Origin of the sequence: Streptomyces marokkonensis, from assembly GCF_008312835.1 — a bacterium.
In the GTDB taxonomy this organism is placed as follows: domain Bacteria; phylum Actinomycetota; class Actinomycetes; order Streptomycetales; family Streptomycetaceae; genus Streptomyces; species Streptomyces marokkonensis_A.
In genome coordinates this window covers 85,195-107,204 of sequence record NZ_VSKS01000007.1, presented here as the reverse complement: position 1 = coordinate 107,204, position 22,010 = coordinate 85,195, and the positions used below count along the sequence as shown (strand labels likewise).

At 72.3% G+C, this 22,010-nt stretch carries 22 protein-coding genes; 16 read left to right on the top strand and 6 right to left on the bottom strand.

The genetic code is table 11. The features are described from left to right. Nucleotides 1-110: 110 nt before the first annotated feature. From F1615_RS14440 to F1615_RS14420, 5 genes are all read right to left on the bottom strand, one after another. Nucleotides 111-557, bottom strand: coding sequence for a hypothetical protein (locus F1615_RS14440; RefSeq protein ID WP_149549369.1), 447 nt, complete (start codon nucleotides 555-557; stop codon nucleotides 111-113). Then, nucleotides 557-1,981 (bottom strand): multicopper oxidase domain-containing protein, encoded by a 1,425-nt coding sequence (locus F1615_RS14435; protein WP_149549368.1) that lies wholly within the window; start codon nucleotides 1,979-1,981, stop codon nucleotides 557-559. The genes F1615_RS14440 and F1615_RS14435 overlap by 1 nt, the downstream gene beginning before the upstream one ends. Next, complete coding sequence (locus tag F1615_RS14430; protein ID WP_244328735.1) at nucleotides 1,978-3,258, bottom strand: TIGR04053 family radical SAM/SPASM domain-containing protein; 1,281 nt, start codon at nucleotides 3,256-3,258, stop codon at nucleotides 1,978-1,980. Before F1615_RS14430 ends, F1615_RS14435 begins: the two co-directional genes overlap by 4 nt. Before the next feature lie 354 nt (nucleotides 3,259-3,612). Next, nucleotides 3,613-4,113, bottom strand: coding sequence for a hypothetical protein (locus F1615_RS14425; protein ID WP_149549367.1), 501 nt, complete (start codon nucleotides 4,111-4,113; stop codon nucleotides 3,613-3,615). Beyond that, nucleotides 4,110-4,676, bottom strand: a complete 567-nt coding sequence (locus tag F1615_RS14420) for a hemerythrin domain-containing protein (RefSeq protein ID WP_149549366.1) — start codon at nucleotides 4,674-4,676, stop codon at nucleotides 4,110-4,112. Before F1615_RS14420 ends, F1615_RS14425 begins: the two co-directional genes overlap by 4 nt. Before the next feature lie 647 nt (nucleotides 4,677-5,323). Here F1615_RS14420 and F1615_RS14415 point away from each other — a divergent pair. From F1615_RS14415 to F1615_RS14395, 5 genes are read left to right on the top strand one after another with little or no spacing between them, the layout of a single operon-like run. Then, on the top strand, nucleotides 5,324-9,025 hold the full coding sequence (locus F1615_RS14415) for a nitrate reductase subunit alpha (protein ID WP_149549365.1): 3,702 nt from the start codon (nucleotides 5,324-5,326) through the stop codon (nucleotides 9,023-9,025). Nucleotide 9,026: 1 nt separating this feature from the next. Continuing rightward, nucleotides 9,027-10,595 (top strand): nitrate reductase subunit beta, encoded by a 1,569-nt coding sequence (gene narH / locus F1615_RS14410; RefSeq protein WP_149549364.1) that lies wholly within the window; start codon nucleotides 9,027-9,029, stop codon nucleotides 10,593-10,595. A gap of 47 nt (nucleotides 10,596-10,642) precedes the next feature. Beyond that, a complete protein-coding gene (gene narJ, locus F1615_RS14405) occupies nucleotides 10,643-11,431 on the top strand; it encodes a nitrate reductase molybdenum cofactor assembly chaperone (protein WP_149549363.1) in 789 nt (262 codons plus the stop codon). Continuing rightward, nucleotides 11,428-12,120, top strand: a complete 693-nt coding sequence (narI, locus tag F1615_RS14400) for a respiratory nitrate reductase subunit gamma (protein ID WP_149549362.1) — start codon at nucleotides 11,428-11,430, stop codon at nucleotides 12,118-12,120. The genes narJ and narI overlap by 4 nt, the downstream gene beginning before the upstream one ends. After that, complete coding sequence (locus tag F1615_RS14395; RefSeq protein ID WP_244328734.1) at nucleotides 12,117-12,722, top strand: vitamin K epoxide reductase family protein; 606 nt, start codon at nucleotides 12,117-12,119, stop codon at nucleotides 12,720-12,722. Before narI ends, F1615_RS14395 begins: the two co-directional genes overlap by 4 nt. A 25-nt stretch (nucleotides 12,723-12,747) precedes the next feature. Here the strand turns inward: F1615_RS14395 and F1615_RS14390 are convergent, their stop codons facing one another. Beyond that, complete coding sequence (locus F1615_RS14390) at nucleotides 12,748-13,443, bottom strand: response regulator (protein ID WP_149549361.1); 696 nt, start codon at nucleotides 13,441-13,443, stop codon at nucleotides 12,748-12,750. Between the two features lie 167 nt (nucleotides 13,444-13,610). Between F1615_RS14390 and F1615_RS36275 the strand changes: the two genes are divergently transcribed. From F1615_RS36275 to F1615_RS14345, 11 genes are all read left to right on the top strand, one after another. Further along, nucleotides 13,611-13,874, top strand: a complete 264-nt coding sequence (locus F1615_RS36275; protein WP_244328733.1) for a low temperature requirement protein A — start codon at nucleotides 13,611-13,613, stop codon at nucleotides 13,872-13,874. A gap of 51 nt (nucleotides 13,875-13,925) precedes the next feature. Further along, entirely contained in the window at nucleotides 13,926-14,210 is a 285-nt protein-coding gene (locus F1615_RS36270) for a hypothetical protein (RefSeq protein WP_244328732.1), read from the top strand. Continuing rightward, nucleotides 14,210-14,443: a hypothetical protein gene (locus F1615_RS36265; RefSeq protein WP_244328731.1), complete on the top strand. Its 234-nt coding sequence runs from the start codon at nucleotides 14,210-14,212 to the stop codon at nucleotides 14,441-14,443. The genes F1615_RS36270 and F1615_RS36265 overlap by 1 nt, the downstream gene beginning before the upstream one ends. A 303-nt stretch (nucleotides 14,444-14,746) precedes the next feature. Further along, nucleotides 14,747-15,952: an ATP-binding protein gene (locus F1615_RS14380; RefSeq protein WP_208818315.1), complete on the top strand. Its 1,206-nt coding sequence runs from the start codon at nucleotides 14,747-14,749 to the stop codon at nucleotides 15,950-15,952. After that, on the top strand, nucleotides 15,949-16,350 hold the full coding sequence (locus tag F1615_RS14375) for a roadblock/LC7 domain-containing protein (protein ID WP_149549360.1): 402 nt from the start codon (nucleotides 15,949-15,951) through the stop codon (nucleotides 16,348-16,350). Before F1615_RS14380 ends, F1615_RS14375 begins: the two co-directional genes overlap by 4 nt. After that, nucleotides 16,347-16,721 carry a DUF742 domain-containing protein gene (locus F1615_RS14370; protein WP_149549359.1) on the top strand — a complete coding sequence of 125 codons (375 nt, stop codon included), beginning with the start codon at nucleotides 16,347-16,349 and terminating at the stop codon, nucleotides 16,719-16,721. The genes F1615_RS14375 and F1615_RS14370 overlap by 4 nt, the downstream gene beginning before the upstream one ends. Beyond that, nucleotides 16,696-17,298 (top strand): GTP-binding protein, encoded by a 603-nt coding sequence (locus tag F1615_RS14365; RefSeq protein ID WP_037936760.1) that lies wholly within the window; start codon nucleotides 16,696-16,698, stop codon nucleotides 17,296-17,298. The genes F1615_RS14370 and F1615_RS14365 overlap by 26 nt, the downstream gene beginning before the upstream one ends. Nucleotides 17,299-17,401: 103 nt before the next feature. After that, the gene (locus tag F1615_RS14360) at nucleotides 17,402-18,700 is read left to right on the top strand and encodes a cytochrome P450 (RefSeq protein WP_149549561.1); all 1,299 of its coding nucleotides are present in this window, start codon (nucleotides 17,402-17,404) and stop codon (nucleotides 18,698-18,700) included. 103 nt (nucleotides 18,701-18,803) lie between these two features. Then, a complete protein-coding gene (locus F1615_RS14355) occupies nucleotides 18,804-20,069 on the top strand; it encodes a cytochrome P450 (RefSeq protein WP_149549358.1) in 1,266 nt (421 codons plus the stop codon). Further along, nucleotides 20,066-20,848 (top strand): enoyl-CoA hydratase/isomerase family protein, encoded by a 783-nt coding sequence (locus tag F1615_RS14350; protein ID WP_149549357.1) that lies wholly within the window; start codon nucleotides 20,066-20,068, stop codon nucleotides 20,846-20,848. Before F1615_RS14355 ends, F1615_RS14350 begins: the two co-directional genes overlap by 4 nt. Before the next feature lie 92 nt (nucleotides 20,849-20,940). Further along, nucleotides 20,941-21,867 carry a GNAT family N-acetyltransferase gene (locus tag F1615_RS14345; protein WP_149549356.1) on the top strand — a complete coding sequence of 309 codons (927 nt, stop codon included), beginning with the start codon at nucleotides 20,941-20,943 and terminating at the stop codon, nucleotides 21,865-21,867. Nucleotides 21,868-22,010 lie beyond the last annotated feature (143 nt).

Here is a 22,010-nt window from a genome sequence, read left to right as displayed (position 1 = left end):
ACCCGGCCCTTCGCCCCGCGCCGAGCGGACCCGGCGGTGTCGTCGGGATCAGGACGCAGGAAGGCGGCGGCGCCTCGCCGGCACCGCCGCAGGGGCGTGCTCACGACGCCCTATGTGGCCGGCAGCGCGGTGGCGAGGAGGACGACCCCGAGGGAGCCGACCAGCGAGACGACGGCGAGGGCCCGGGCCAGGTCGGCGCGGTGGCGCGCGTGGGCGATGCCGTGTCCGGCCGCGGCGGCCATGACCAGGACGAACAGGGCGAGTTTGGCCGCCAGGGTGCGGCCGTAGCCGGGTTCGGCGAGGGACGCCCAGGTGACGCCCTTGTGCCAGGCCATCGCGACCCCCGTACCGAGCTGCACCGGCAGGAACAGCGCCCCGGTGAGCATCCCGAACCGGCGTCCCGCCTCGGCGGTGAAGCGGTCCTTGGCCTCGGGCCCGAGCAGACGCCTGGCGAGCGGCAGGATCACCAGCGACAGGGCCAGCTGTCCCCCGACCCACAGCGCGGCACCGGCCACATGCGCGAAGCGCACCAGGGACCAGAGTCCTACGGTGTCCACTACCGGCTCACCTCCACCGTGCCGTGCGCCCCGGCCTCGGCGTGCCGCATGTCGTGGTCGACGAAGGAGTAGTGCCCGGCCTCGGGGAACGTGGTCTCGACGAACCCGCCCTGCGCGGGGGCCAGGTCCAGCACCTGCGCCCCGCCCGGCCGGCCGGGTGTCAGCAGGTAGGCGCCCTCCTTGTACACCGTGTCGAAGACGGTTCCCACGATGTGGAAGGCGACGGGGTCGCTCGGCCCGGCGTCGATCACCCAGAACCGGGCCCGTTCCCCGGCCTTCACGGTCAGGGGCCGCTTGGCGTACTGGGCGGCGGCGCCGTTGAAGGCCCATGCGTCGGGTGTGCCCTCGCGCATCTTGGCCACCTGGGCGGTGCTGCCGGGGGTGCCCAGGTAGAGCGCGGAGGAGACCAGGAGGTATTCGTGGTCCACCTTCTTCAGATCCGGCGGGTCGATGACGACGGCGCCGTACATGCCGTTGCCGATGTGCTGGAGCATGGGGGCGGTGCTGCAGTGGTACAGCCAGGCTCCGGCCCGCTCCGCGCGGAACCGGTAGACCAGGCGTTCGCCGGGCTCGAGGGTGCGCATGGGCCGGTCGGGGGCCAGGGAACCGGCGTGGAAGTCGATGCCGTGCCCCATGCCCTCGTCGTCGTTGACCAGGGTGATCTCGAAGACGTCGCCGACCTTGCCGCGCAGGGTGGGGCCGGGGGCGGTGCCGCCGAAGGTCCACATCTGCTGTTTCACGCCGGGGGCGACCTCGGCCGTGGTGTGGGCGGCGCGCAGCTCCACCTTGTGGAGGCGTCCGCCGGGGGCGGGGGCGAGGTCGGCGGTGCGCTCCCGCCAGCCCCGGGAGAAGTCGGCGCCGAGGTCCGGGCCGGTGCCGTTGCCGGCGGGCGCGGAGTGGCCGCCGTGCGCGTCGTCGGTGGGGTCGCCGTGCGCGTCCCCGGCCGCCCGGTGGGCGGAGCCGCCCTCGGTGTCGCGGACGACGATGTCCAGGGTCATGCCGGCCGCGCGGTGCCCGGGCAGGGTGCACCACGCCTCGCGGTCCCGGGTGACGGTCCCGAGGTCGAGGGTGCGGCTCTGGCCGCGGGTGAGCAGCGGGGTGGCGGGCCCGTCCTCCACCTTGAGGTCGTGGCGCGCGGCGTCGGTGTTGGTGACCTTCAGGCGCAGGGCGGTGCCCTCGGTGACCTCGATGCGGGCGGGGCGGACACGCATGGCCGCCAGGGTGACCTCGACGGTGCGTGTGACGGTGGCACCCCCGGCCCCCGTGCCCGCCGCGACGGCGGGATCGCCGGTCCCGCCGCCGCTGTTGGCGGCGAGCACGGCCAGTACGGTCAGTGCCGCGCCGGCCGCCGTGCCCAGCAGGGCGGGCCGCCGTGCGGAGCGGCCGGCGCCGGTGGATGCGGGCTGGTCCTGCTGGGCGGTCACGGTGCTCCTCGGTGCTCGGCGCGGGGGTGCGGGACGGCGGGACCGCCGGCGCCCGGGTCGTCGGGCCCGTGCTGCTGTCCGGTACCGGTACCGGACAGCAGCACCGCCAGTTCCCGTTGGTACGGGAAGGAACCGGGCCGGTAGCCGCACCAGGGTTCCTCGGCGTACGGGTCGCCGGTCACGCCGTAGGCGCGGGACCGGGATCCGCCGCAGACCCGGCGGAACTCGCACCGCCCGCACCGGCCGCCCAGCCCGTCGGCGTCCCGCAGGCCGGTGAACAGCTCCGAGGAGCGGTAGATCTCCGCCAGGGGTCGGGTGCGCACACTGCCCGCGCCCAGGGGCAGGAATCCGCTGGGGTGCACGGTGCCGGTGTGCGACACGAAGACGAAGCCGCGGGCCGCGTTGACGTCCAGCGGCGGCCGCCTGGCCCGCCGGCCCCCGGAGTCCAGGCCCAGCGCGGTGGAGCGCTCGCGCAGTTGCCGGTAGAGCGGGCCGAGCCCCAGCACCGCCATGTGGTCGTCACCGGTGTCCGCGAGGACCGCGCGCTGGAGCGCGACCCGGCGGAAGTGGTGGGCCTCGGTGGTCTTGGCGGGCACGGTCAGCCCGACGTCGTACACGAAGTTCAGTACGTCCTCTGTCTCGGCGGGCGTGAGTTCACCGAGCTGCCGGCCGCGCCCGGTGGGCACCAGGAAGAAGGCGCTCCACAGCATCGCCCCGTGGTCGCGGACCAGGCGGACGATGTCCGGCAGGTCGTGCAGGTTGTGCCGGGCGACCGTGGTGTTGATCTGCACCTTCATGCCCATGGCCCGGGCGGCGTCCCAGGCGTCCAGCGTCCACCGGTACACGCCGGGCACACCACGGAAGCCGTCGTGCAGTGCGGCGGTGGACCCGTCCAGGCTGAGCGAGAGCCCGACCGCTCCGGCGTCGTGCACCTCCCGCAGCCGCTGCGGTGTGAGCGTCGGGGTGCCGGAGGGCGACACGGCGACGCGGACGCCCACCTCCTCGCCGTACCCGATCAGTTCGTTCAGGTCGGGACGCTGGAACGGATCGCCGCCGGTGATGACGAACAGCGGGGCGGGCCGGCCGAACGCGGCGACCTGGCGCAGCAGGTCCTTGGCGGCCGCCGTGTCCAGCTCGCGCGGGTCACGGTCGGGGACGGCCTCGGCCCGGCAGTGCAGACAGGCCAGCGGGCAGGCCCGGGTGGATTCCCAGATGACGATGAACGGCCGGTCGTCGACGTCCTGGTGCTGCCGCCTGATCGCTCGTGCGCCGCTCACCGGGTCCTCCGTCCCGCGCAGGTGCGGGGCGCGCGTCCGGCGGCCCGGGAGTCGGCACGGACGGCCCGGGCTGCCGAACGGTGACCGGCCCGGACCGCGCGCCGCATCCGTGACGGGGATCTGCGGGGGAAACGGCCGCACGGATACTGGTTGCGGTTGTACACGGGACACCTCCGGGTCGGTCGGTGTCAGCCTGTCGCACCGGGCCGGGCGGCGCCCCGGCCGACCGGTCCCGGCCCGGTGGGCCGTTGGTCCCTCGCGGGTGCACGGCGGGGCCGGGCGGCCTCCGCGCAGACGTGCGCCGCCCCGGACCGCTGGTCGCGGCCGGGGCGGCGCGGGAGTCACCGGACCCGGTCAGGTGTGGCGCCGGTCCGCTCCCAGGGCGTTCGCCGTGGCCACGAGGGCGGCCCCGGCACCGGTCAGCAGGGCACCGAGGCCGGTGACGAGGGTGGTGAGGTGCCACGCCTGGTAGGCGGACAGCAGGGAGGCGCGCAGGGTCTCGCCCATGAAGGCGGTCTGACGGAGCTCGGCGAGCTTGTCGGCGTCGCCCCCGCCGGCGTGCAGTTCGTCGGTGATCTCCGCGTAGGTGCGGCCCCCGGTGGCCCGGGTGAGGTGGTCCTTGATGAGCTCGGCGTAGGCGTGGGCCTCACCGCCGGTCCGCACGGGGCGGCCCGCGAAGCGCGCGAGGTGCCCGGGCAGGCCGTGGTGGGGGAAGGTGATCCTCTGCGCGGCCAGTTCCGCCCGTATCTCCTGGCGTCCGCCGCGCCCGCGGAGCAGCATCACCGGCCCGGCGGTTGTCAGGGCGATGCCGGTCAGGCCGATCAGGGCGCCGGCTCGGCGGGGCGCAAGGTTCATCGGGTGCCGTCCTTCGTTCTCGGGTGCGTGCCGTCGTTCTGCGTGTCGTGGGCGGGACGGCCCGCGCCGGCCGGCGCGGGCGGTGTCAGCCGGTCGTGCAGGTCGTCCAGCAGCGTGGCCAGACGGACCCCGGGTGCCATGGCCAGGAGGGGCAGGACCAGGCCGTTCTCCTTGGCGGTGTGTTCCTCGAAGAAGACCTGCAGGGCCCGGGCGTGGGCCACCGCGTCCGCCGGGGAGGCGGCCGCGCGTACCGCGTCCACGAGACCGGCGATGCAGCGGTGCTCGGCGGCCAGGCTCACCATGAGCAGACGGGCGTCGGGCATGGTCCGGGCGACCGGGTAGAGTGCGGCCTCCTCGGCGGCCGCGTGCGGCAGCAGTTCCCGCTCGCAGAAGGCCACGAGGCCCGTGCGGAGCTTCTCGGCCGCGCGCGGATCACACCCGGCTGCGGTGGTCAGCAGCGCCACACGGCCGGCCAGTTCCCCTGCCGTGCGGGCGTGCCGGGCCTCGGCCGCTTCGAGCGCCGCGGCGTCCTCGGCGGACGACGCGAGGGTGGGAGCACTCATGAGGTGTCTCCAGCGGTTCGTGACCGGCCGGACGACCGGTGCGGGTGGGAACGGTGCGGGGCGATCGGGGCCGTGCGGGCCACCACGTCCCTGACGCAAACCCCGCTGGCGGGCGGCCGGCACGGGTGGACGCCGGCCGGGGACGTGGTGGACCGCGGGTCCGGCCGTGACTGAGGAACGGCCGGACGGTGACCGGTCCGGGAGCTCGCCGCGCCTGCTGCCCGGCCCGTGGTACGAGAAGACGTGGCCGGACAGGGTGACGTGGCGGCCTGTTCACTTCCCGGCCGGTCACGCCCCAGCATCACCCGCCCCTCCCGTCCGTCACCTGGGCCGGGCGGGCCCGCGCGGGGGCGCCGACCGGTCCCCGCCCACCGGTCCGGACCGGGGCCGGACGGCCGGGGTGGAGTGGGCACTTCGGCCCAAGTGGCGCACCCGTGCGCCCCGTCACGGGCGCCGGGCGGGAACTGCCGCCCGGGCGGCCGGAGGTCACCGGGTGGCCACGGGGCCGGCGAACGGGCCGAGCCCGTCGAGTCGGGGTCCCGGGGCCCTGGTCCCGGGCACCCGGCCCGAGACCGGGCCGGTAGGACGGGTGACCGGGGCCGTTCGGCCCAAGGCCGCCCCCACGGCGGAAACCTAGGTTCCTGACCATGGAGAACGATCAGAGCGCACGCCGGGGGCACGAGCCGGCTCATGGGACCTGGCCACTGGCCGCGCGCAGACTGCTGAACCGCCGGGAGGTCTCGTCCGACGGACGTGCGGTCTTCGGCGAGGGCGACCCGAAGTGGGAGGGCTTCTACCGGGACCGCTGGTCCCACGACAAGGTGGTGCGCTCCACCCACGGCGTCAACTGCACCGGTTCCTGCTCCTGGATGGTGTACGTCAAGGACGGCATCATCACCTGGGAGCACCAGGCCACCGACTACCCCTCGATCGGCACCGACTGCCCCGAGTACGAGCCGCGCGGCTGTCCGCGCGGGGCGTCGTTCTCCTGGTACACCTACTCCCCCAGCCGGGTCCGCTACCCCTACGTGCGGGGCGAGTTGCTGAAGCTCTGGCGCGAGGCGCGCAGGCGGCTGGGCGACCCGGTGGCGGCGTGGGCGGAGATCACCGGTGACCCGGCCAAGGCCCGCGCGTACAAGCGGGCCCGCGGCAAGGGCGGTCTGGTCCGCGCCGACTGGGACGAGGTCTCGGAGCTGGTCGCCGCCGCCCATGTGCACACCGTCAAGCAGTACGGCCCGGACCGCGTCGCCGGCTTCTCGCCGATCCCGGCGATGTCGATGGCGTCCTTCGCGGCCGGGGCCCGGTTCATGTCGCTGATCGGCGGCACCCTGCTGTCGTTCTACGACTGGTACGCCGACCTGCCGGTCGCCTCCCCGCAGGTCTTCGGTGACCAGACGGACGTGCCGGAGGCCGCGGACTGGTGGAACGCCGGCTACCTGATCATGTGGGGCTCCAACATCCCGGTCACCCGCACGCCCGACGCGCACTTCCTGACCGAGACCCGCTACAACGGCACCAAGGTCGTCGCGGTCAGCCCGGACTACGCCGACAACGTCAAGCACGCCGACGAGTGGATGTCCCCGCACCCGGGCACCGACGGCGCGCTGGCCATGGCGATGGGCCACGTCATCCTGCGCGAGTTCCTCGTCGACCGCGAGGTCCCCTACTTCCGGGACTACCTGCGGAAGTTCACCGACGCCCCGTTCCTGGTCACCCTGCGCGAGCACACGCGGGGCGGTCTCGTCCCGGACGGTTTCCTGACCGCCGCCGACCTCGGGCACGAGGAGGAGAACGCCGGCTCCAAGACGGTGCTCCTGGACTCCGCCACGGGTGAGCCGGTCGTGCCCAACGGCTCGCTCGGCTTCCGCTGGGCCAAGGGCGAGCAGGGCCGCTGGAACCTCGACCTCGGCGACGTGACTCCGGAACTGAGCGTGCTGGAGCGGGCCGGGGAGACGGCCGAGATCGTGCTGCCCCGCTTCGACGAGGGCGCCACCGAGGGCGGCACGACCATGGTCCGCGGTGTTCCGGTCCACACGGTCGCCGGGCGCCGCGTCACCACCGTCTTCGACCTGATGCTGGCCCAGTACGGTGTGCGGCGGCCGGGTCTGCCGGGCAGCTGGCCGTCCTCCTACGACGACGCCGGCGAGCCGTACACCCCGGCCTGGCAGGAGACGATCACGTCCGTGCCCGCGGAGCAGGCGGCCCGGATCGCCCGGGAGTTCGCCCGCAACGCCGAACGCACCAAGGGCCGTTCGATGATCGCCCTCGGGGCCGGCACCAACCACTGGTTCCACTCCGACACCATCTACCGCGCCTTCCTGGCCCTGCTCACCATGACCGGCTGCCAGGGCGTCAACGGCGGCGGCTGGGCGCACTACGTCGGCCAGGAGAAGGTCCGCCCGGTCACCGGCCTGCAGCACCTCGCGTTCGCCTTCGACTGGCAGCGGCCCACCCGGCACATGGCCGGCACGTCCTACTGGTACCTCAACTCCGACCAGTGGCGGTACGAGGCGTTCGGACCGGACGAGCTGGCCTCGCCGCTGGGCGAGGGACGCTTCGCGGGCAAGGGGTTCGCCGACTGCCTCGCCCAGGCCGTGCGGCTCGGCTGGACGCCCGGGCACCCCGGCTTCAACCGCAATCCGCTCGACCTGACGGACGAGGCGAAGGCGGCGGGCCGGCCGGTCGCCGAGCACATAGTCGACGAGCTGAAGGCGGGACGGCTGCGGTTCGCCGCCGACGACCCCGACGACCCCGCCAACTTCCCCCGGGTGCTGACCGTCTGGCGTGCCAACCTGCTGGGATCCTCCGGCAAGGGCAACGAGTACTTCCTGCGCCACCTGCTGGGCACGGACGCGGCCGTCCGCTCCGAGGAGACCCCGCCCGAGGCCCGCCCGAAGGACGTGGTCTGGCGGGACGAGGCGCCCGAGGGCAAGCTCGACCTGCTGGTCACCATGGACTTCCGGATGACCTCCACCGGTCTGCTCTCCGACGTCGTCCTGCCGGCCGCGACCTGGTACGAGAAGGACGACCTGTCGAGCACCGACATGCACCCCTTCGTGCACGCCTTCACCCCCGCCATCGCCCCGCCCTGGCAGGCGCGTACCGACTACGACAGCTTCCTCACCATCGCCGACCGGTTCAGCGAGCTCGCCGCCGAGCACCTCGGCAGCCGCACCGACGTCCTGGCGGTGCCGCTGCTGCACGACACCCCCGACGAACTCGCCCAGCCCGGCGGGGTCGTGCGCGACTGGAAGACCGGGGACTGCGAGCCGGTCCCCGGGCGCACCATGCCCAAGCTGGTGGTCGTCGAGCGGGACTACGCGGCCACCGCGCAGAAGATGCGGGCCGTCGGTCCGCTGCTTGACACCCTGGGCACCACCACCAAGGGCGTCACCGTCCATCCCGACCGGGAGATCGAGGACCTGCGGCACCGCTGCGGGACCGTACGTGACGGAGTGGCCGCCGGCCGCCCGTCGCTGGCCACCGCCTCCGACATGTGCGAGGCGATCCTGGCCCTGTCCGGCACCACCAACGGCCGGCTGGCCACGGAGGGCTTCCGTGAGCTGGAGCGGCAGACCGGCAGCGAGGGGCTGGTGGAGCTGTCCGCCGAGCGCGAGGCCGAGCGGATCACCTTCGCCGACACCCGCGCCCAGCCGCGTTCCGTGATCACCTCCTACGAGTGGTCGGGCTCGGAGACCGGCGGCCGGCGCTACTCCCCCTTCGTGATCAACACCGAGCACAAGAAGCCGTGGCACACGCTCACCGGCCGGCAGCACTTCTTCGTCCAGCACGACTGGATGACCGAGCTGGGTGAGCAGCTTCCGGTCTACCGGCCGCCGTTGAACACCCCGCGGCACTACGGCGACGAGCACCTGCGCGAGGACGGGAGGGCCGAGGTCACGGTCCGCTACCTCACCCCGCACTCGAAGTGGTCCATCCACTCGAACTACCAGGACAACAAGTACATGCTCGACCTGTCGCGCGGCGGCCCGGTCATCTGGATGTCGCTGGAGGACGCCGAGAAGATCGGCGTCAAGGACAACGAGTGGATCGAGGCGTACAACCGCAACGGTGTCGTCGCCTGCCGGGCCGTGGTCACCCACCGGATGCCCGAGGGGACCGTGTACATGTACCACGCCCAGGACCGCAACGTGAACGTGCCGAAGACCGAGGTCAGCGGCAAGCGGGGCGGCATGCACAACTCACTGACCCGCCTGCTGCTCAAGCCGACCCATCTCGCCGGCGGCTACGCGCAGTTCACCTATGCCTTCAACTACTACGGCCCGACCGGCAACCAGCGTGACGAGGTCACCGTCATCCGTCGCCGCAGCCAGCGAGTGGAGTACTGAGATGCCCCGTGGCGAAGCCCCCATCGGCCGAGTGATGGCCCAGATCGCGATGGTGATGAACCTCGACAAGTGCATCGGGTGCCACACCTGCTCGGTCACCTGCAAGCAGACGTGGACCAACCGCACCGGTGTCGAGTACGCCTGGTTCAACAACGTCGAGACCAAGCCCGGCGTCGGCTACCCCCGCCGCTACGAGGACCAGGAGCAGTGGAAGGGCGGCTGGATGCTGGACAGGCGCGGGCGTCTGGTCCTGCGCTCCGGCGGCCGGGTCAAGCGGCTGCTGTCGCTGTTCTCCAACCCCGACCTGCCGTCCCTCGAGGACTACTACGAACCGGTCACCTACGACTACGACAACCTCATCAGCGCCCCCGCCGGGCCCGACATGCCCGTCGCCCGGCCCCGCTCGGTCCTCACCGGCAAACCCACCGAGATCACCTGGGGCGCCAACTGGGAGGACGGTCTGGGCGGCGCCCCGGAGAACGCCGGTGGCGATCCCAACCTCAGCGGCGAGTGGGCCGAGAAGGTCAAGTTCGAGTTCGAGCAGACCTTCCTCTTCCACCTCCCCCGGCTGTGCGAGCACTGTCTCAACCCGGCCTGCGTGTCGGCCTGCCCGTCCGGCGCGATGTACAAGCGGGTCGAGGACGGCATCGTCCTGGTCGACCAGGACAAGTGCCGCGGCTGGCGGATGTGCGTGACGGCGTGCCCGTACAAGAAGGTGTACGTCAACCACGCCACCGGCAAGGCCGAGAAGTGCACCTTCTGCTTCCCGCGCATCGAGGCCGGACAGCCCACCGTCTGCTCCGAGACCTGCGTCGGCCGGCTGCGCTACCTCGGTCTGCTGCTGTACGACGCCGACCGCGTCGGCGAGGCGGCCGCCACGCCCGACGAGAAGGACCTGCTGGACGCCCAGCGCGGCGTCTTCCTCGACCCGTCCGACCCCGACGTCATCGCCGCCGCGCGGGAGTCGGGCATCCCGGAGGACTGGCTGGACGCGGCCCGCCGCTCCCCGGTCCACGCCCTGGTGTCGAAGTACAAGGTGGCGCTGCCGCTGCACCCGGAGTACCGCACGCTGCCGATGGTCTGGTACGTGCCCCCGCTCTCTCCCGTGCTCGACGCGGTCGACGCGGCCGGCGGCAACCAGGACGATCCCGACCATGTCTTCGCCGCCGTCACCCGGCTGCGTATCCCCCTTGAGTATCTGGCGGAGCTGTTCAGCGCCGGGGACACCGACGTCGTCGGCGGGGTCCTGATGAAGCTCACCGCGCTCCGCTCGTACATGCGCGAGCGCACCCTGGGCGAGGAGGGCGACGAGGCGGTGCTCAAGGCGGTCGGGCTGACCGCGCGGGAGGCCGAGGACCTGCACCGGCTGCTCGCCGTCGCCAAGTACGAGGACCGCTACGTCGTCCCCGCCGCCCACAAGGAGGACGCCGCCGCGCTCACCGCCATGGAGAACCGCTGCCCCGTCGAGTCCTCCGGCGACCCGGCGCCCTCCGACGGCCGCCGCGTGATGCTCGGCATCCCCACCCTGCGCCGCCGCTCCCCCGAGACCCCCGCCGGAGGCCGACCGTGACCCCGCTGCCCTCCCCCAGTGCCCAGCGCCCGGGGGGACTCCCGTCCATGCCCGGGATCGTCCGCGCCAGGGTGCGGGCCGCTCTGCGCCGCCCGGACCGTACCCTCCGCGCCGCCCGGCCCGTACCGCTCACCCCCGAGGAGACGGAGCAGCGGGCGCTGCTGCTGCGGCTGATGTCGCTGCTGCTGCAGTACCCCGACGCCGAGCTCGCCGCCGCCCGCCCGGTGATCACCAGCACCGTCGCGGCGCTGCCGCCGTCGTCCGCGGCCGGGCATCTGGCCGAGTTCACCGCGTGGTTCACCGGCCAGGAGACGGACGCCCTGGAGCGGCACTACGTCGAGACGTTCGACCTGCGCCGCCGCAGCAGCCTCTACCTCACCTACTACCTGCACGGCGACACCCGCCGCCGGGGCATGGCCCTGCTCACCCTGGCCCAGCGGTACCGTGCCGCCGGCTGGGACACCGGCGGCGGCGAACTGCCCGACCACCTCCCGGTCGTCCTGGAGTTCGCCGCGCTGACCGGTCCCAGCCGGGGCGAGGCCCCGCTGCGCCAGCACCGGCGCGGCATCGAACTGATCCACCGCGCCCTGACCGACGCGGACTCCCCCTACCGGCACGTGTTCGCGGCGCTGACCGAGCTGCTGCCGCCGCCGACCGAGGCCGATCTGCGGGCGGTCGCCGAACTGGCCGCACAGGGCCCGCCCGACGAGGAGGTCGGACTCGACCCCTACGGGGCGGGTGAGTTCGCACCGCCGGGCGCCTTCGTCCCGCCCGGGCAGGCCCCGCCCACCCTCGTCCCGCCGTCCGCACCGCACCGTCAGGAAGACCGTCGATGAACACCTCCGCAGCCGACCTGCTCCTGTGGGTCGCCGTTCCCTACGTCTGCCTCGCGGTCTTCGCCGTCGGGCACGTCTGGCGGTACCGGCAGGACCAGTTCGGCTGGACCTCCCGCACCAGCCAGCTCCTGGAGCACCGCTGGCTGCGCTGGGGCAGCCCGCTGTTCCACCTCGGCGCGTTCATGGTGATCGCCGGACACGTCGTGGGCCTCGCCGTGCCGGCCTCCTGGACGGAGGCGGTGGGCATCGACGAACACGCCTATCACACCACCGCCGTGTGGGCGGGCTCGGTCGCCGGCGTCGCCATGGTCGTCGGTCTCGGCATGCTGTGCGCCCGCCGGCTGCTGAGCCCCCGGATCCGGCTCCGCACCGACCGCAGCGACAAGGTGCTCTTCCCGCTGCTGTCCGCGACCGTGCTGCTCGGCATCACCGCCACCGCCGCCCACAACGTCTTCGGCGCCGGTTACGACTACCGCTCCACCGTCTCCGTGTGGTTCCGCGGTCTGTTCACCCTGACGCCCGAGCCCGGGGCGATCGCCGGTGCCCCGCTGCTGTTCCAGCTCCACGCCCTCACGGCGTGTCTGCTCTTCGCCGCCTGGCCGTTCACCCGCCTCGTCCATGTGTGGAGCGCGCCGGTCGGCTACCTGGTCCGCCCCTACGTGGTCTACCGGCGGCGGCGCACCGCATGAGCACGGTGGAAGCCACCGCGCCGGAACGGGGCATCGGGTGGCTCATGACGGTGACCGGTGCCGTGGGCTGGCTGGCGTCCTTCCGCCTGACGGTCGACGACTGGCGTCTGCTCAGGGATCCGGCCTACCGGCCGTCGTGCGACGTCAGCACCGTGGTGGGCTGCGGCAGCGCCATGGCGAGCCGGCAGGGCAACCTGCTGGGGTTTCCCAACATGCTGCTCGGGCTGGGCGCGTTCGCCGTGGTGGCGGCCCTCGGCGTGGCCGTAGTGACAGGTGCGCGGCTCCACCGGGCGCTGTGGCTCGCGCTGAACGGCGGGGCGCTGGCGGCGGTCGGATTCGTGCACTGGCTGATCTGGCAGTCGCTGTACGAGCTCAACCGCCTGTGCCCGTACTGCGCCGTCGTCTGGGTCGTGACCATCGCACTGTTCTGGTACGTGACCCTGCACAACGGACGGCGCGGCGTCATCCCCGTGCCGCGCCGTGCCCGTGCCGCCGCCCACCTGGTGCTGGAGAGCCACTGGCTCCTCCTGGCGGGCTGGTACGGCGTCATCGTCCTGCTGGTCCTGACCCGCTTCTGGACGTACTGGAGCAGCCTGCTGTGACGGGGGCCGGGGCCGCCGTCACGGGTCAGTGACCCTCTTGCCGCAGGCGGTCCCGGGCCTCGGTGGCGATCACGGCGGCCTGGATGCGGCGCTCCACACCGAGCTTGGCCAGCAGCCGGGAGATGTGGTTCTTCACCGTCTTCTCGGCCAGGTACAGCCGCTGACCGATCTGCCGGTTGGTCAGCCCCTCACCGATCAGCGCGAGGATCTCCCGCTCCCGGTCGGTCAGCCCCGGCAGCGCGTCCGGCTGCTCCTGCTCCTTCTGCTGTCCGCCGCGCAGCCGGGCCATCAGCTTGGTGGTGGCGTTCGCGTCGAGCAGCGACTGGCCCCGGGCCACGGTCCGCACGGCCGTCACGAGGTCGGAGCCCCGGATCTGCTTGAGCACGTAACCGGACGCGCCGGCCATGATCGAGTCCAGCAGGGCCTCCTCGTCGTCGAACGAGGTCAGCATCAGACAGGCCAGGTCGGGCATGGCCGAGCGCAGCTCGCGGCACACGCTCACCCCGTCCCCGTCGGGCAGCCGGACGTCGAGGACCGCGACCTGGGGACGCAGGGCGGGGACGCGGACGAGGGCCTGCTCGGCGGTGGCGGCCTCGCCGACCACGGTGATGTCCGGCTCGTCGTTCAGCAGGTCGTGCACCCCGCGCCTGACCACCTCGTGGTCGTCCAGCAGAAAGACCCGGATCGGGTTGTCGGGGCCTGGCTGCTCGCCGTCCGCCATCACATGCTCCTGTTCTACGCGTGCAGTGCTCCGGGGAGGATACTCGCCGGTCCTGGGCCGGATGGCCAGGGCCGGTCGGCCCTGATGTCCCCGGTTCCGACCCTACGTCCACCCCCTGGGTGCCCGTCGGCCACCCGGAGCGACGCGTATGCGCCATCATGCCGCCCATGAGTGACCCAGAACACATCAGCGCTGCCGGCGGCGGCAGGCCGGCCCACAGCCGGACGCCGATGACCGGCCGGGATCCCGGGGAACGCGGCGGGACCACCACGCCTCCGGAGTTGCTGTTCGCCCTGACCTTCGTGGTCGCGGTGGGCACCGCGGCCTCCCACTTCGGCGAGATACTCGCCGGGGATCACGCCGGAGAGGCGGTGACCGCCTTCGTGCCGGCGCTGTTCGCGATCACCGTCGCGTGGATCGCCTTGAGCTGATTCTCCTCCGCGTTCGCCACCGACGACCGGCTCTACCGGGCGCTGACGACGGTGCAGACGGCCGGCGTCGTGGTGTTCCCGATCGGGCTGCCGGCGATGTTCCACTCGGTCGGTGAGGGCAGCCATCCCGAGCCGCGCGCCATGGTGATCGGGTACGTCGTGATGCGGAACGTCCACTGGTCCGTGCCGGTCCGGATCGGCTGGGTCGTGGCCGGGTTCGCGCCGCTGACGCTCGGGGAGGGAGTGGTGGGGACCGTGGCCTCGTCCGGTGATCTCCTGGGCGGCGCGGCCGGGACGCACTGGTCCCTGGCCGTGCCGGTGGGCCGTACCTGCTGATGGTGTACCTGCTGCACACCCTGCTGCTGTCCGCGGGGGACGCGTTCCATCTGCTGCTGATCTCCCTCACCCTCGCGGTCCTGCCGGCGGCGGTGGTCCTGGCCGCCGCGGGGGCCGGGATCGCGGTGTGCCTGCTGATGGTGATGCTCGCGCCGTTCGTCACCGTCGTCGGCTTCGAGACGGTCGGCCACCGTCACCAGCGGCGGATGCCGGGGAACCTCCGTGCGGGGTGAGGCCCGTGGTCGTCCGCGGTTCAACCGCCGGCCCGATTCACGCCCGGGTGTGTGGGTCTCGTGAGGGAAGTCAAGTGTCTGGCGGGGCAGGCGTGTTGCGGTCGCCGAGCTGTTAAGATCATCGGACTTTCAGTAGGCTGGCGGCGCGTCATGCACGCGTACGGGGGACAGTCTCTAAGGCCCCATCGCTGAGGAGTTGAGGCTTGGTCCGCCCGTGGATCCGTGCCGTCCGACGGGCGGAGTCGATCCACGGACGCGCGGTCTTCCCGCACTCCCGGCGCGATGCGACTTGAAGAGAGTCTCATGACGTCATTGATCGAGGATCCACTGCTGTGGATCCTGCTTGTGGTGCTCGTCGCTGCGGTCTTCGCAGTGCAGCGGGCGCGGAGAACCAACCTGGCGCTCCGAAGAACGAAGAACGACCTGGAGACGGGGCTGGGCCAGGCCCAGGGCCGTATCGACCAGCTCCAGGGGCACATCACCTCTCTGGACTCCCAGCACCGCGGTGACCTCGCCGACGTCCGCGCCGACGCCGAGTCGGCGACCAAGGCCGTACTGAAGTCGGCGATGGGCACGCTGCAGTCGCTCGCCGAGGAGCAGCAACTGCTGCTGGACGGGCTGCTGAAGAAGTACGGCAACGACACCGAGGTCCTGGCGGACCTGATGTCCGTGGACCACACCGGCAGCCAGTTCAGCCGCCGGGCCAAGGGCATCTCGGTGCTGTGCGGCGGGTGGCTGGGCCGGCGCGAGGGCCTGGCGACCGTCTACGACGTGGCCCGCAGCGCCCAGGGCCGCATCAAGGACTTCAACCGGGTGAGCATCCACGCCCAGGTCAGCGTCGCCGTCTCCAGCAAGGCGGTGGAGCCGGTCGCCGTGGTGCTGGCCGAACTGCTGGACAACGCCACCACCTACAGCGCTCCGGGCACCCCGGTCGAGGTCAACATCCAGGCCGTGCCGACGGGTGTGTGCTTCATCGTCGACGACGCCGGTCTGGGCATGGACCAGGAGACCAAGGACCGTGCGGCGGCCCTGCTGTCCGCGGACGGCCCGGTCGACATCACCGGTCTCGGTGACCCGCCGCGGTTCGGGTTCGCGGTGTGCGGCATGCTCGCCGCGCGGTACGGCTTCGCCGTCTCCGTCGGTTCGGTGTCCCCCTACGGCGGAGTGCGTGCAGTGATCCGTGTGCCGGAAAGTCTTCTGGCGGCCGAGGCCGTCACCCCCGCCGAACCGGTGCGGGAGCCCGCGGCCGAGAGCCAGGAGAGCGCGCCGCAGCGGCTGGCCCCCGTCCCGGTGGGCCCGTCGCACGTGGTGGGCACGACATCCGGCGGGCTGCCCAAGCGCCGTCGGCGTCAGGGGCCCATCTCGGTGGTGCCGGCCCCCGAGCCCGCCATCGACGAGCAGACGTCCGAGTCGGCCGGTGAGGTGACCGCGTCGCGCCTCGGGGCGTTCGCGCGCGGCACCCAGCTCGGACGGACCACGAACACCACGGAAGGACCTGACCACCAGTGAACACCGACCTGTCGTGGGTGCTGAACGACGTGCTCGAGGTGCGTGGAGCCCGCCACGCGGTCCTCGTCTCGGGTGACGGCCTGCTGCTGCAGCGTTCGGACGACATCTCACGCGACGACGCGGAGACCAACGCCGCCGCGATGAGCTCCATGCAGTCCCTCAGCCGGGCGGTCGCCGGCTTCGTGGGCGCCGGGCACGGCATCTGGAAGCAGACGCTGCTGGAGTACGACGGCGGCTGGATCTTCCTGATCGCCGCGGGGCAGGGCGCCTACCTCGCGGTCTCGGCGGCGCTGGACGTCGACATGGAGGCCATGTCGTTCCGTATGCAGAAGACGGTGACGGCGCTGAGCAAGGCGATGAGCGTGGCGCCGCGCTCCGACAACGGTGCCGGCGCATGACCACGCCCGGCGAGGAAGCACCCGTCACCAGTGACTTCGTCCGCTCCTACGTCATCACCGGCGGGCGGAGCCTGCCGTCCTCCGACGAACTGGCGCTGCACACCTTGGTCACCCTGGCTCCCGAGCGGACGCTTCCGCTGGGGGCCGGTCCCGAGGTCAGGGCGATCTGGGAGTTGTGCGCGGGTGGCTACCTGTCGGTCGCCGAGGTGGCGGGCCACCTCGGCCTGCCCGTCGGGGTGGCCCGGCTGCTGCTCACCGATTTATCGGAACAGGGGCACCTGCTGCGCAGGGCCGAGCCTCCCCGGGCCCAGAACGTTGACAGAGCGACCCTCGAGAAGGTTCTGAATGGACTCCAATCCCTCATCGGCTGAGACGGCCCAGAAGTCCATCTACGTCTCCAGCGCGGTGACCAACGCCGCCAAGATCCTCGTCGTCGGGCACTTCGCCGTGGGCAAGACGACCTTCATCGGCTCGCTGTCGGAGATCACTCCGCTGCGCACCGAGGAGAAGATGACCCAGGCGTCCGTCCACATCGACGACCTCCGGGGCGTCACGGACAAGACCACCACGACGGTCGCCCTGGACTTCGGCCGCCTCACCCTGAGCGACGACCTGGTGCTGTACCTGTTCGGCACCCCGGGACAGCAGCGGTTCATGCAGTTGTGGGAGGACATGGCGCGCGGTGCGCTCGGGGCGCTGCTCCTGGTCGACCCGGCGCGCCTGGAGGAGACCTTCCCCGTCATCGACCTCGTCGAGCGCTACGGCCTGGAGTACGCCATCGCCGTCAACTGCTTCGACCCGGCCGCCACCTACAGCGAGGCGGAGGTGCGCGAGGCGCTCGACCTGCTCCCGGACACCCCCGTCGTCTACTGCGACGCCCGCGACCAGCAGTCGTCCGCCAAGGCGCTGATCGCGCTGGTGCGGCACCTGCTCGAGCGGGCGGCCTGACCTCCTCGCGTCCGCCCGGCCCGGGGACCCCGGTCCCCGGATCAGTAAGGAAGACCTCATGGATCCTCAATCCGCATCCGCGCCGGCCTCCGGCAGATGCCCCATGCACGACGCCGCGTTCGCCACCGACCCCCACCAGGTCTACGACCGGTTGCGCGCACACGCCCCGGCCGGTCCGGTCGAACTCGCCCCCGGTGTGGACGCCACCCTGGTCGTCGAGCACGAGATGGCACTGCGGGTGCTTCAGAACACGGAGCTGTTCGCCCGCGACGCCCGCCGCTGGAAAGCCCTGAACGAGGGCCGGATCGGCATGGACAGCCCGGTGCTGCCGATGATGGCGTACCGGCCCAGCTGTCTGTTCACCGACGGCGCCGTGCACCTGCGGCTGCGCAAGGCCGTGGTGGACAGCCTGGCCCGGCTCAACACCACGCGGATCCGGCGTGACGTCGAGCCGATCGCCGACTACCTGATCGACCGGTTCAGCGAGCGGGGCCGGGCCGATCTGCTCGCCGACTACGCCAAGCTGCTGCCGCTGCTGCTGTTCAACAAGCTGTTCGGCTGCCCGGCGGACATCGGTGACACCATCACCACCTCCGTCTCGGCGATCTTCGACGGCAAGGACGCGCTGCGCGCGAACGAGGAGCTCACCGCCTGTCTCATGGAGCTGATCGCGCTCAAGCGGCGCCAGCCGGGTGACGACGTCACCTCCTGGCTGATCCAGCACCCGGCCGGGCTGACCGACGAGGAGCTCAAGGACCAGCTGGTGCTGCTGATGGGTGCCGGCATCGAACCCGAGCGCAGCCTCATCAGCAGCACCCTGATGCTTCTGCTGTCCGGGGCGGGCGGCCGGCAGAGCGGCATGCTGATCGAGGAGGCCGTCGATCACGTCCTGTGGAACCAGACGCCGATCGCCAACTACGCCACCCACTACCCGGTGCAGGACGTCGATCTCGGCGGCCACGTGGCGGAGGCGAACACTCCGGTCGTCATCTCCTTCGCGGGCGCCAACGGCGACCCCGCGCTTGAGGAGGCCCGCCGCGCGCACAGCAAGGGCGCTCACCTGGCGTGGGGGGCGGGACCGCACGCCTGCCCCGCGAAGGACCCGGCGCAGGTCATCGCGACCACCGCGATCGAGCGGGTGCTCAACGCGCTGCCCGACCTCACGCTGGCCGTGCCGGAGAAGGAACTCGAGTGGCGGCCCGGGCCGTTCCACCGTTCGCTGGTCGCGCTGCCCGTGACGTTCAGTCCTACTCCGGCCACCCGCACGGCGGCCGCCATCCGGGACCGGTCCACGGCTCCGGGTGCACAGCCCATGCCGGCGGCCGCGTCCGGACCGGCCCGGCAGGACTCTGCGCGAAGGAAGGGGTTCTGGAGCAGCTTCCTGGACATCTTCCGTGTCTGAGGGCACGGCATGTGACAGGTACAACACGCAACGACACATGACGCAGGTAGGTGGAGGGGTAGGTTCCGTCGGTAACGGTAGCGTCCAGCCGAAGGAGCTCCACGTGACCGCCGTTGGCGACATACGCGGGACCATCAACGACCGCCGAGCCGTCATCTCCCTCCTCCGCCACCTGCGTTCGGCCGAGGGTCAGGCCGACCCCCTTCCCGTCTGGGAGGGGCTACGCGCCCTGGGGGACGTGGTACGCGCCCCCTGGGGCGCCTACTTCGTCACCTCGTTCGAGGCATGCAGCCAGGTCCTGCGCGGCAGGAACTGGCTCGTGCCGGACTTCGCCTGGCAGGAGCGGCAGCCCGACCCGAGACGCTGGCAGGAGTTGGCCACCCAGGAGTTGACGGGCACTCTGTCCCGCATCAACGCCCCGACGCACACCTGCCAGCGCCGTGCCCTGGGCAACCCGTTCGACCGTGCCACCCTGGAGGGCATGCGTCCGCGGATCGCCGCGCTCGTCTCCGGCCTCCTGGACGACCTGGAGGAACGCCTGCGAGTCGACGGGGAGGCCGACTTCGTCCGTACGGTCGCCGAACTCCTCCCCGTCCGTACGGTCGGTGAGTGGCTGCGCATCCCCGAGGAGCACCACGCGCACATCCTGGACTTCGCCCACCGGCAGGCCTACGCCCAGGAGTTGCTGCCCACCAAGGAGGAACTGGCCGCGGCGGGACGGGCCACCCTGGAGATGCGGACGTTCTTCGACGAACTGATCCGCGACCGGCGCGCACACCCTGGCAACGATGTCCTCACCGCCTGGATCCACCACTGGGACGCCCAGTACCCGCACGACCCGGCCGCGGCGGCCCGGGTGATCTACCACCTGACGATGTTCATCACCATCGCCTCGCTGGAGACCAGCGCGGTGCTGCTGACCAACGCGGTGCGGTTCGCCACCGAGGAGCCCGCCCGCGCGGACTGGCTGCGGGCCCACCCGGAGCACATCGAGGACCTGGTGGAGGAGACCCTGCGCTACGACCCCCCGGTCTGGCTCAACTCCCATGTGGCCGCCGACGACACCGTCCTCGCCGGCACGCCCGTCGCGAAGGACACCACCGTCCACATCCTGTACGGTTCGGCGGCCCACGACCCCCGTCGCAACCCGGACCCGCACGTCTTCGACATCCTGCGCGGAGGCGGCCACATCACGTTCGGCAGCGGACCCCACTACTGCCTCGGCGCGGCCCTCGCACGCTTCGAGGCGCGCGAGATGGTCGCCCAGGTGCTGGAGCGCTTCCCCACCCTCCGGCCGATCGGGGCGCCCTCCTACGACAACTCCCGCCTCGTCTTCCGCCGTATCACTTCCCTGAAGGTGACGACATGAACGCCCAGCCCCTCGCCGGACTCCCCGCCGACCGGATACTCAAGACCCTGCGCACCTACCGGCAGGGTCCTCTCCTCACCGTCGAACTGAACCTCCCCGAAGAGGGCAACGCCGTCAGCGACGTCATGCTGGACGACCTCCTCACGGTCCTCGGCGACCAGGACCCCGCGGTACGGGTCCTGGTCCTGGCCGCAGCCGGGGAGGAGTTCTGCCTCGGCGGCGACCGGCGCGAGTTCCCCCGGCACTTCGAGGACGATCCCACCGGTGGCGGCATCCGCGTCTCCGGCGCGAAGGCCCTGCGGGTGTGCGAGGCGCTCACCACCAACCCGGCCGTCACCATCGCCCGCGTCCAGGGCAGGGCCGTCGGCGCCGGTGTCGGCCTCGCGCTCGCCTGCGATCTGCGCGTGGGCGTCGACACCGCCACCTTCCGGCTGCCCGAACTCGCCCTGGGAGTGCCACCCACCTGGGGTGGGCTGCTCCCCCGCCTGATCAGTGAGGTGGGCGTGGCCCGTGTGCGGGAGCTGATCCTCACCGCGCGGGTCTTCGACGCCCAGGAGGCCCTCGGCCTGTCGGTCCTGCACAAGGTCGTGCCGCCGGACGCGCTCGACGCCGCCGTCATGGCCTGGGCCAAGCCCGTCCTGCGGCGGCCGGCCTCCGCCGTGCGGGTCACCAAGGCCCTGCTCAACTCGCTCGCCGCCCCCACCCGTCTCGCCGACGTCTCGGTGTTCGATCCCGAACTGCTGACGGCGGTCCTCACCGAACAACGCCACGCCCGCTGAGCCCGGGTCCGTCACCCGACGGGGGGACGGGTCGGCCCGTCCCCCCGAAAAGACGTTGCGCGGCGGGCTCCGCAGCCCGACCCTTGCTGCTCATGCCCTACTCACGACGTCCCGCGGCGCTCGCCGACGCGGCGGCCATCACCGCGCTGCTCAACGAGGTCGACGAGATCGAGATCGGCCGGCCCGAGACCGACCTGCACACCGTCCAGGCGGACCTGAAGCATCCCGAAACCGACCTGGAGCGCGACTCCTGGCTCGTCCTGGACGGGGACCGGCTGGTGGCGTACGGGCTGCTGTGGGACGAGTCCGGCGGTGAGCGCATCGACATCGACCAGTACGTCCTGCCCGCGCACCAGCCGGCCGCCGCCCTCGTGCTGGAGGCGATGGAGGCCAGGGCGCTGGAGAAGGCCCGGGGGAACGGGGCGGCGCGGGCGGTGGTGCACCTGCATCTCAACGTGGCGCCCACACTGGACACCGGACTTCTGCGGGAGCGTGGCTGGCGTGTCGTCCGCCGGTACCACGTACTGCGCCGTCCTCTGGACCGCGCCCGCGACGCGGTGCCGGAGGTTCCGGCCGGGGTACGCGTGCGCGACTGCGCCGCCGAGGCGGACCGGCTGCGGGTGCACGAGCTGTACCAGACGTCCTTCGCCGGCCACTTCGACCACCAGCCCCGCGCCTACGCGCCGTGGCTGCACGACATCGACGCCGAGAGGCTGGACTGGTCGCTGGTGTGGATCGTGTCCACCGACGATCTGGGGGACGTCGGCTTCCTGCTCGCACGCGACGACCGCGAGGCCATGGGGTGGATACGGAGCCTCGGTGTCCTGCCCGCGGCGCGCGGCCGCGGCCTGGGCGGATTCCTGTTGCGGCACGCGTTCGCGGCCTTCGCCGCCCGTGGCCGGGACACCGTCGGCCTCGGCGTGGACACGGAGAACACCACCGGAGCCCCCCGCCTGTACGACCGGCACGGCATGACGGTCCATTACGCCGTGGACACCTGGGAGGCGGTGCTGAGCTGACGGTCGGGCTCGGTAATGCGTCCGAGCGGGCCCAATGTTCCCCGCCCGCGACCGGGAGGAGTGTTCAGGGCTGGACCGGGCGCTCGGACCGAGGCGCAGCGGCTGGCGGTAGCGCCTGTTCCGCTTCGAGGTCGGCCTATCGG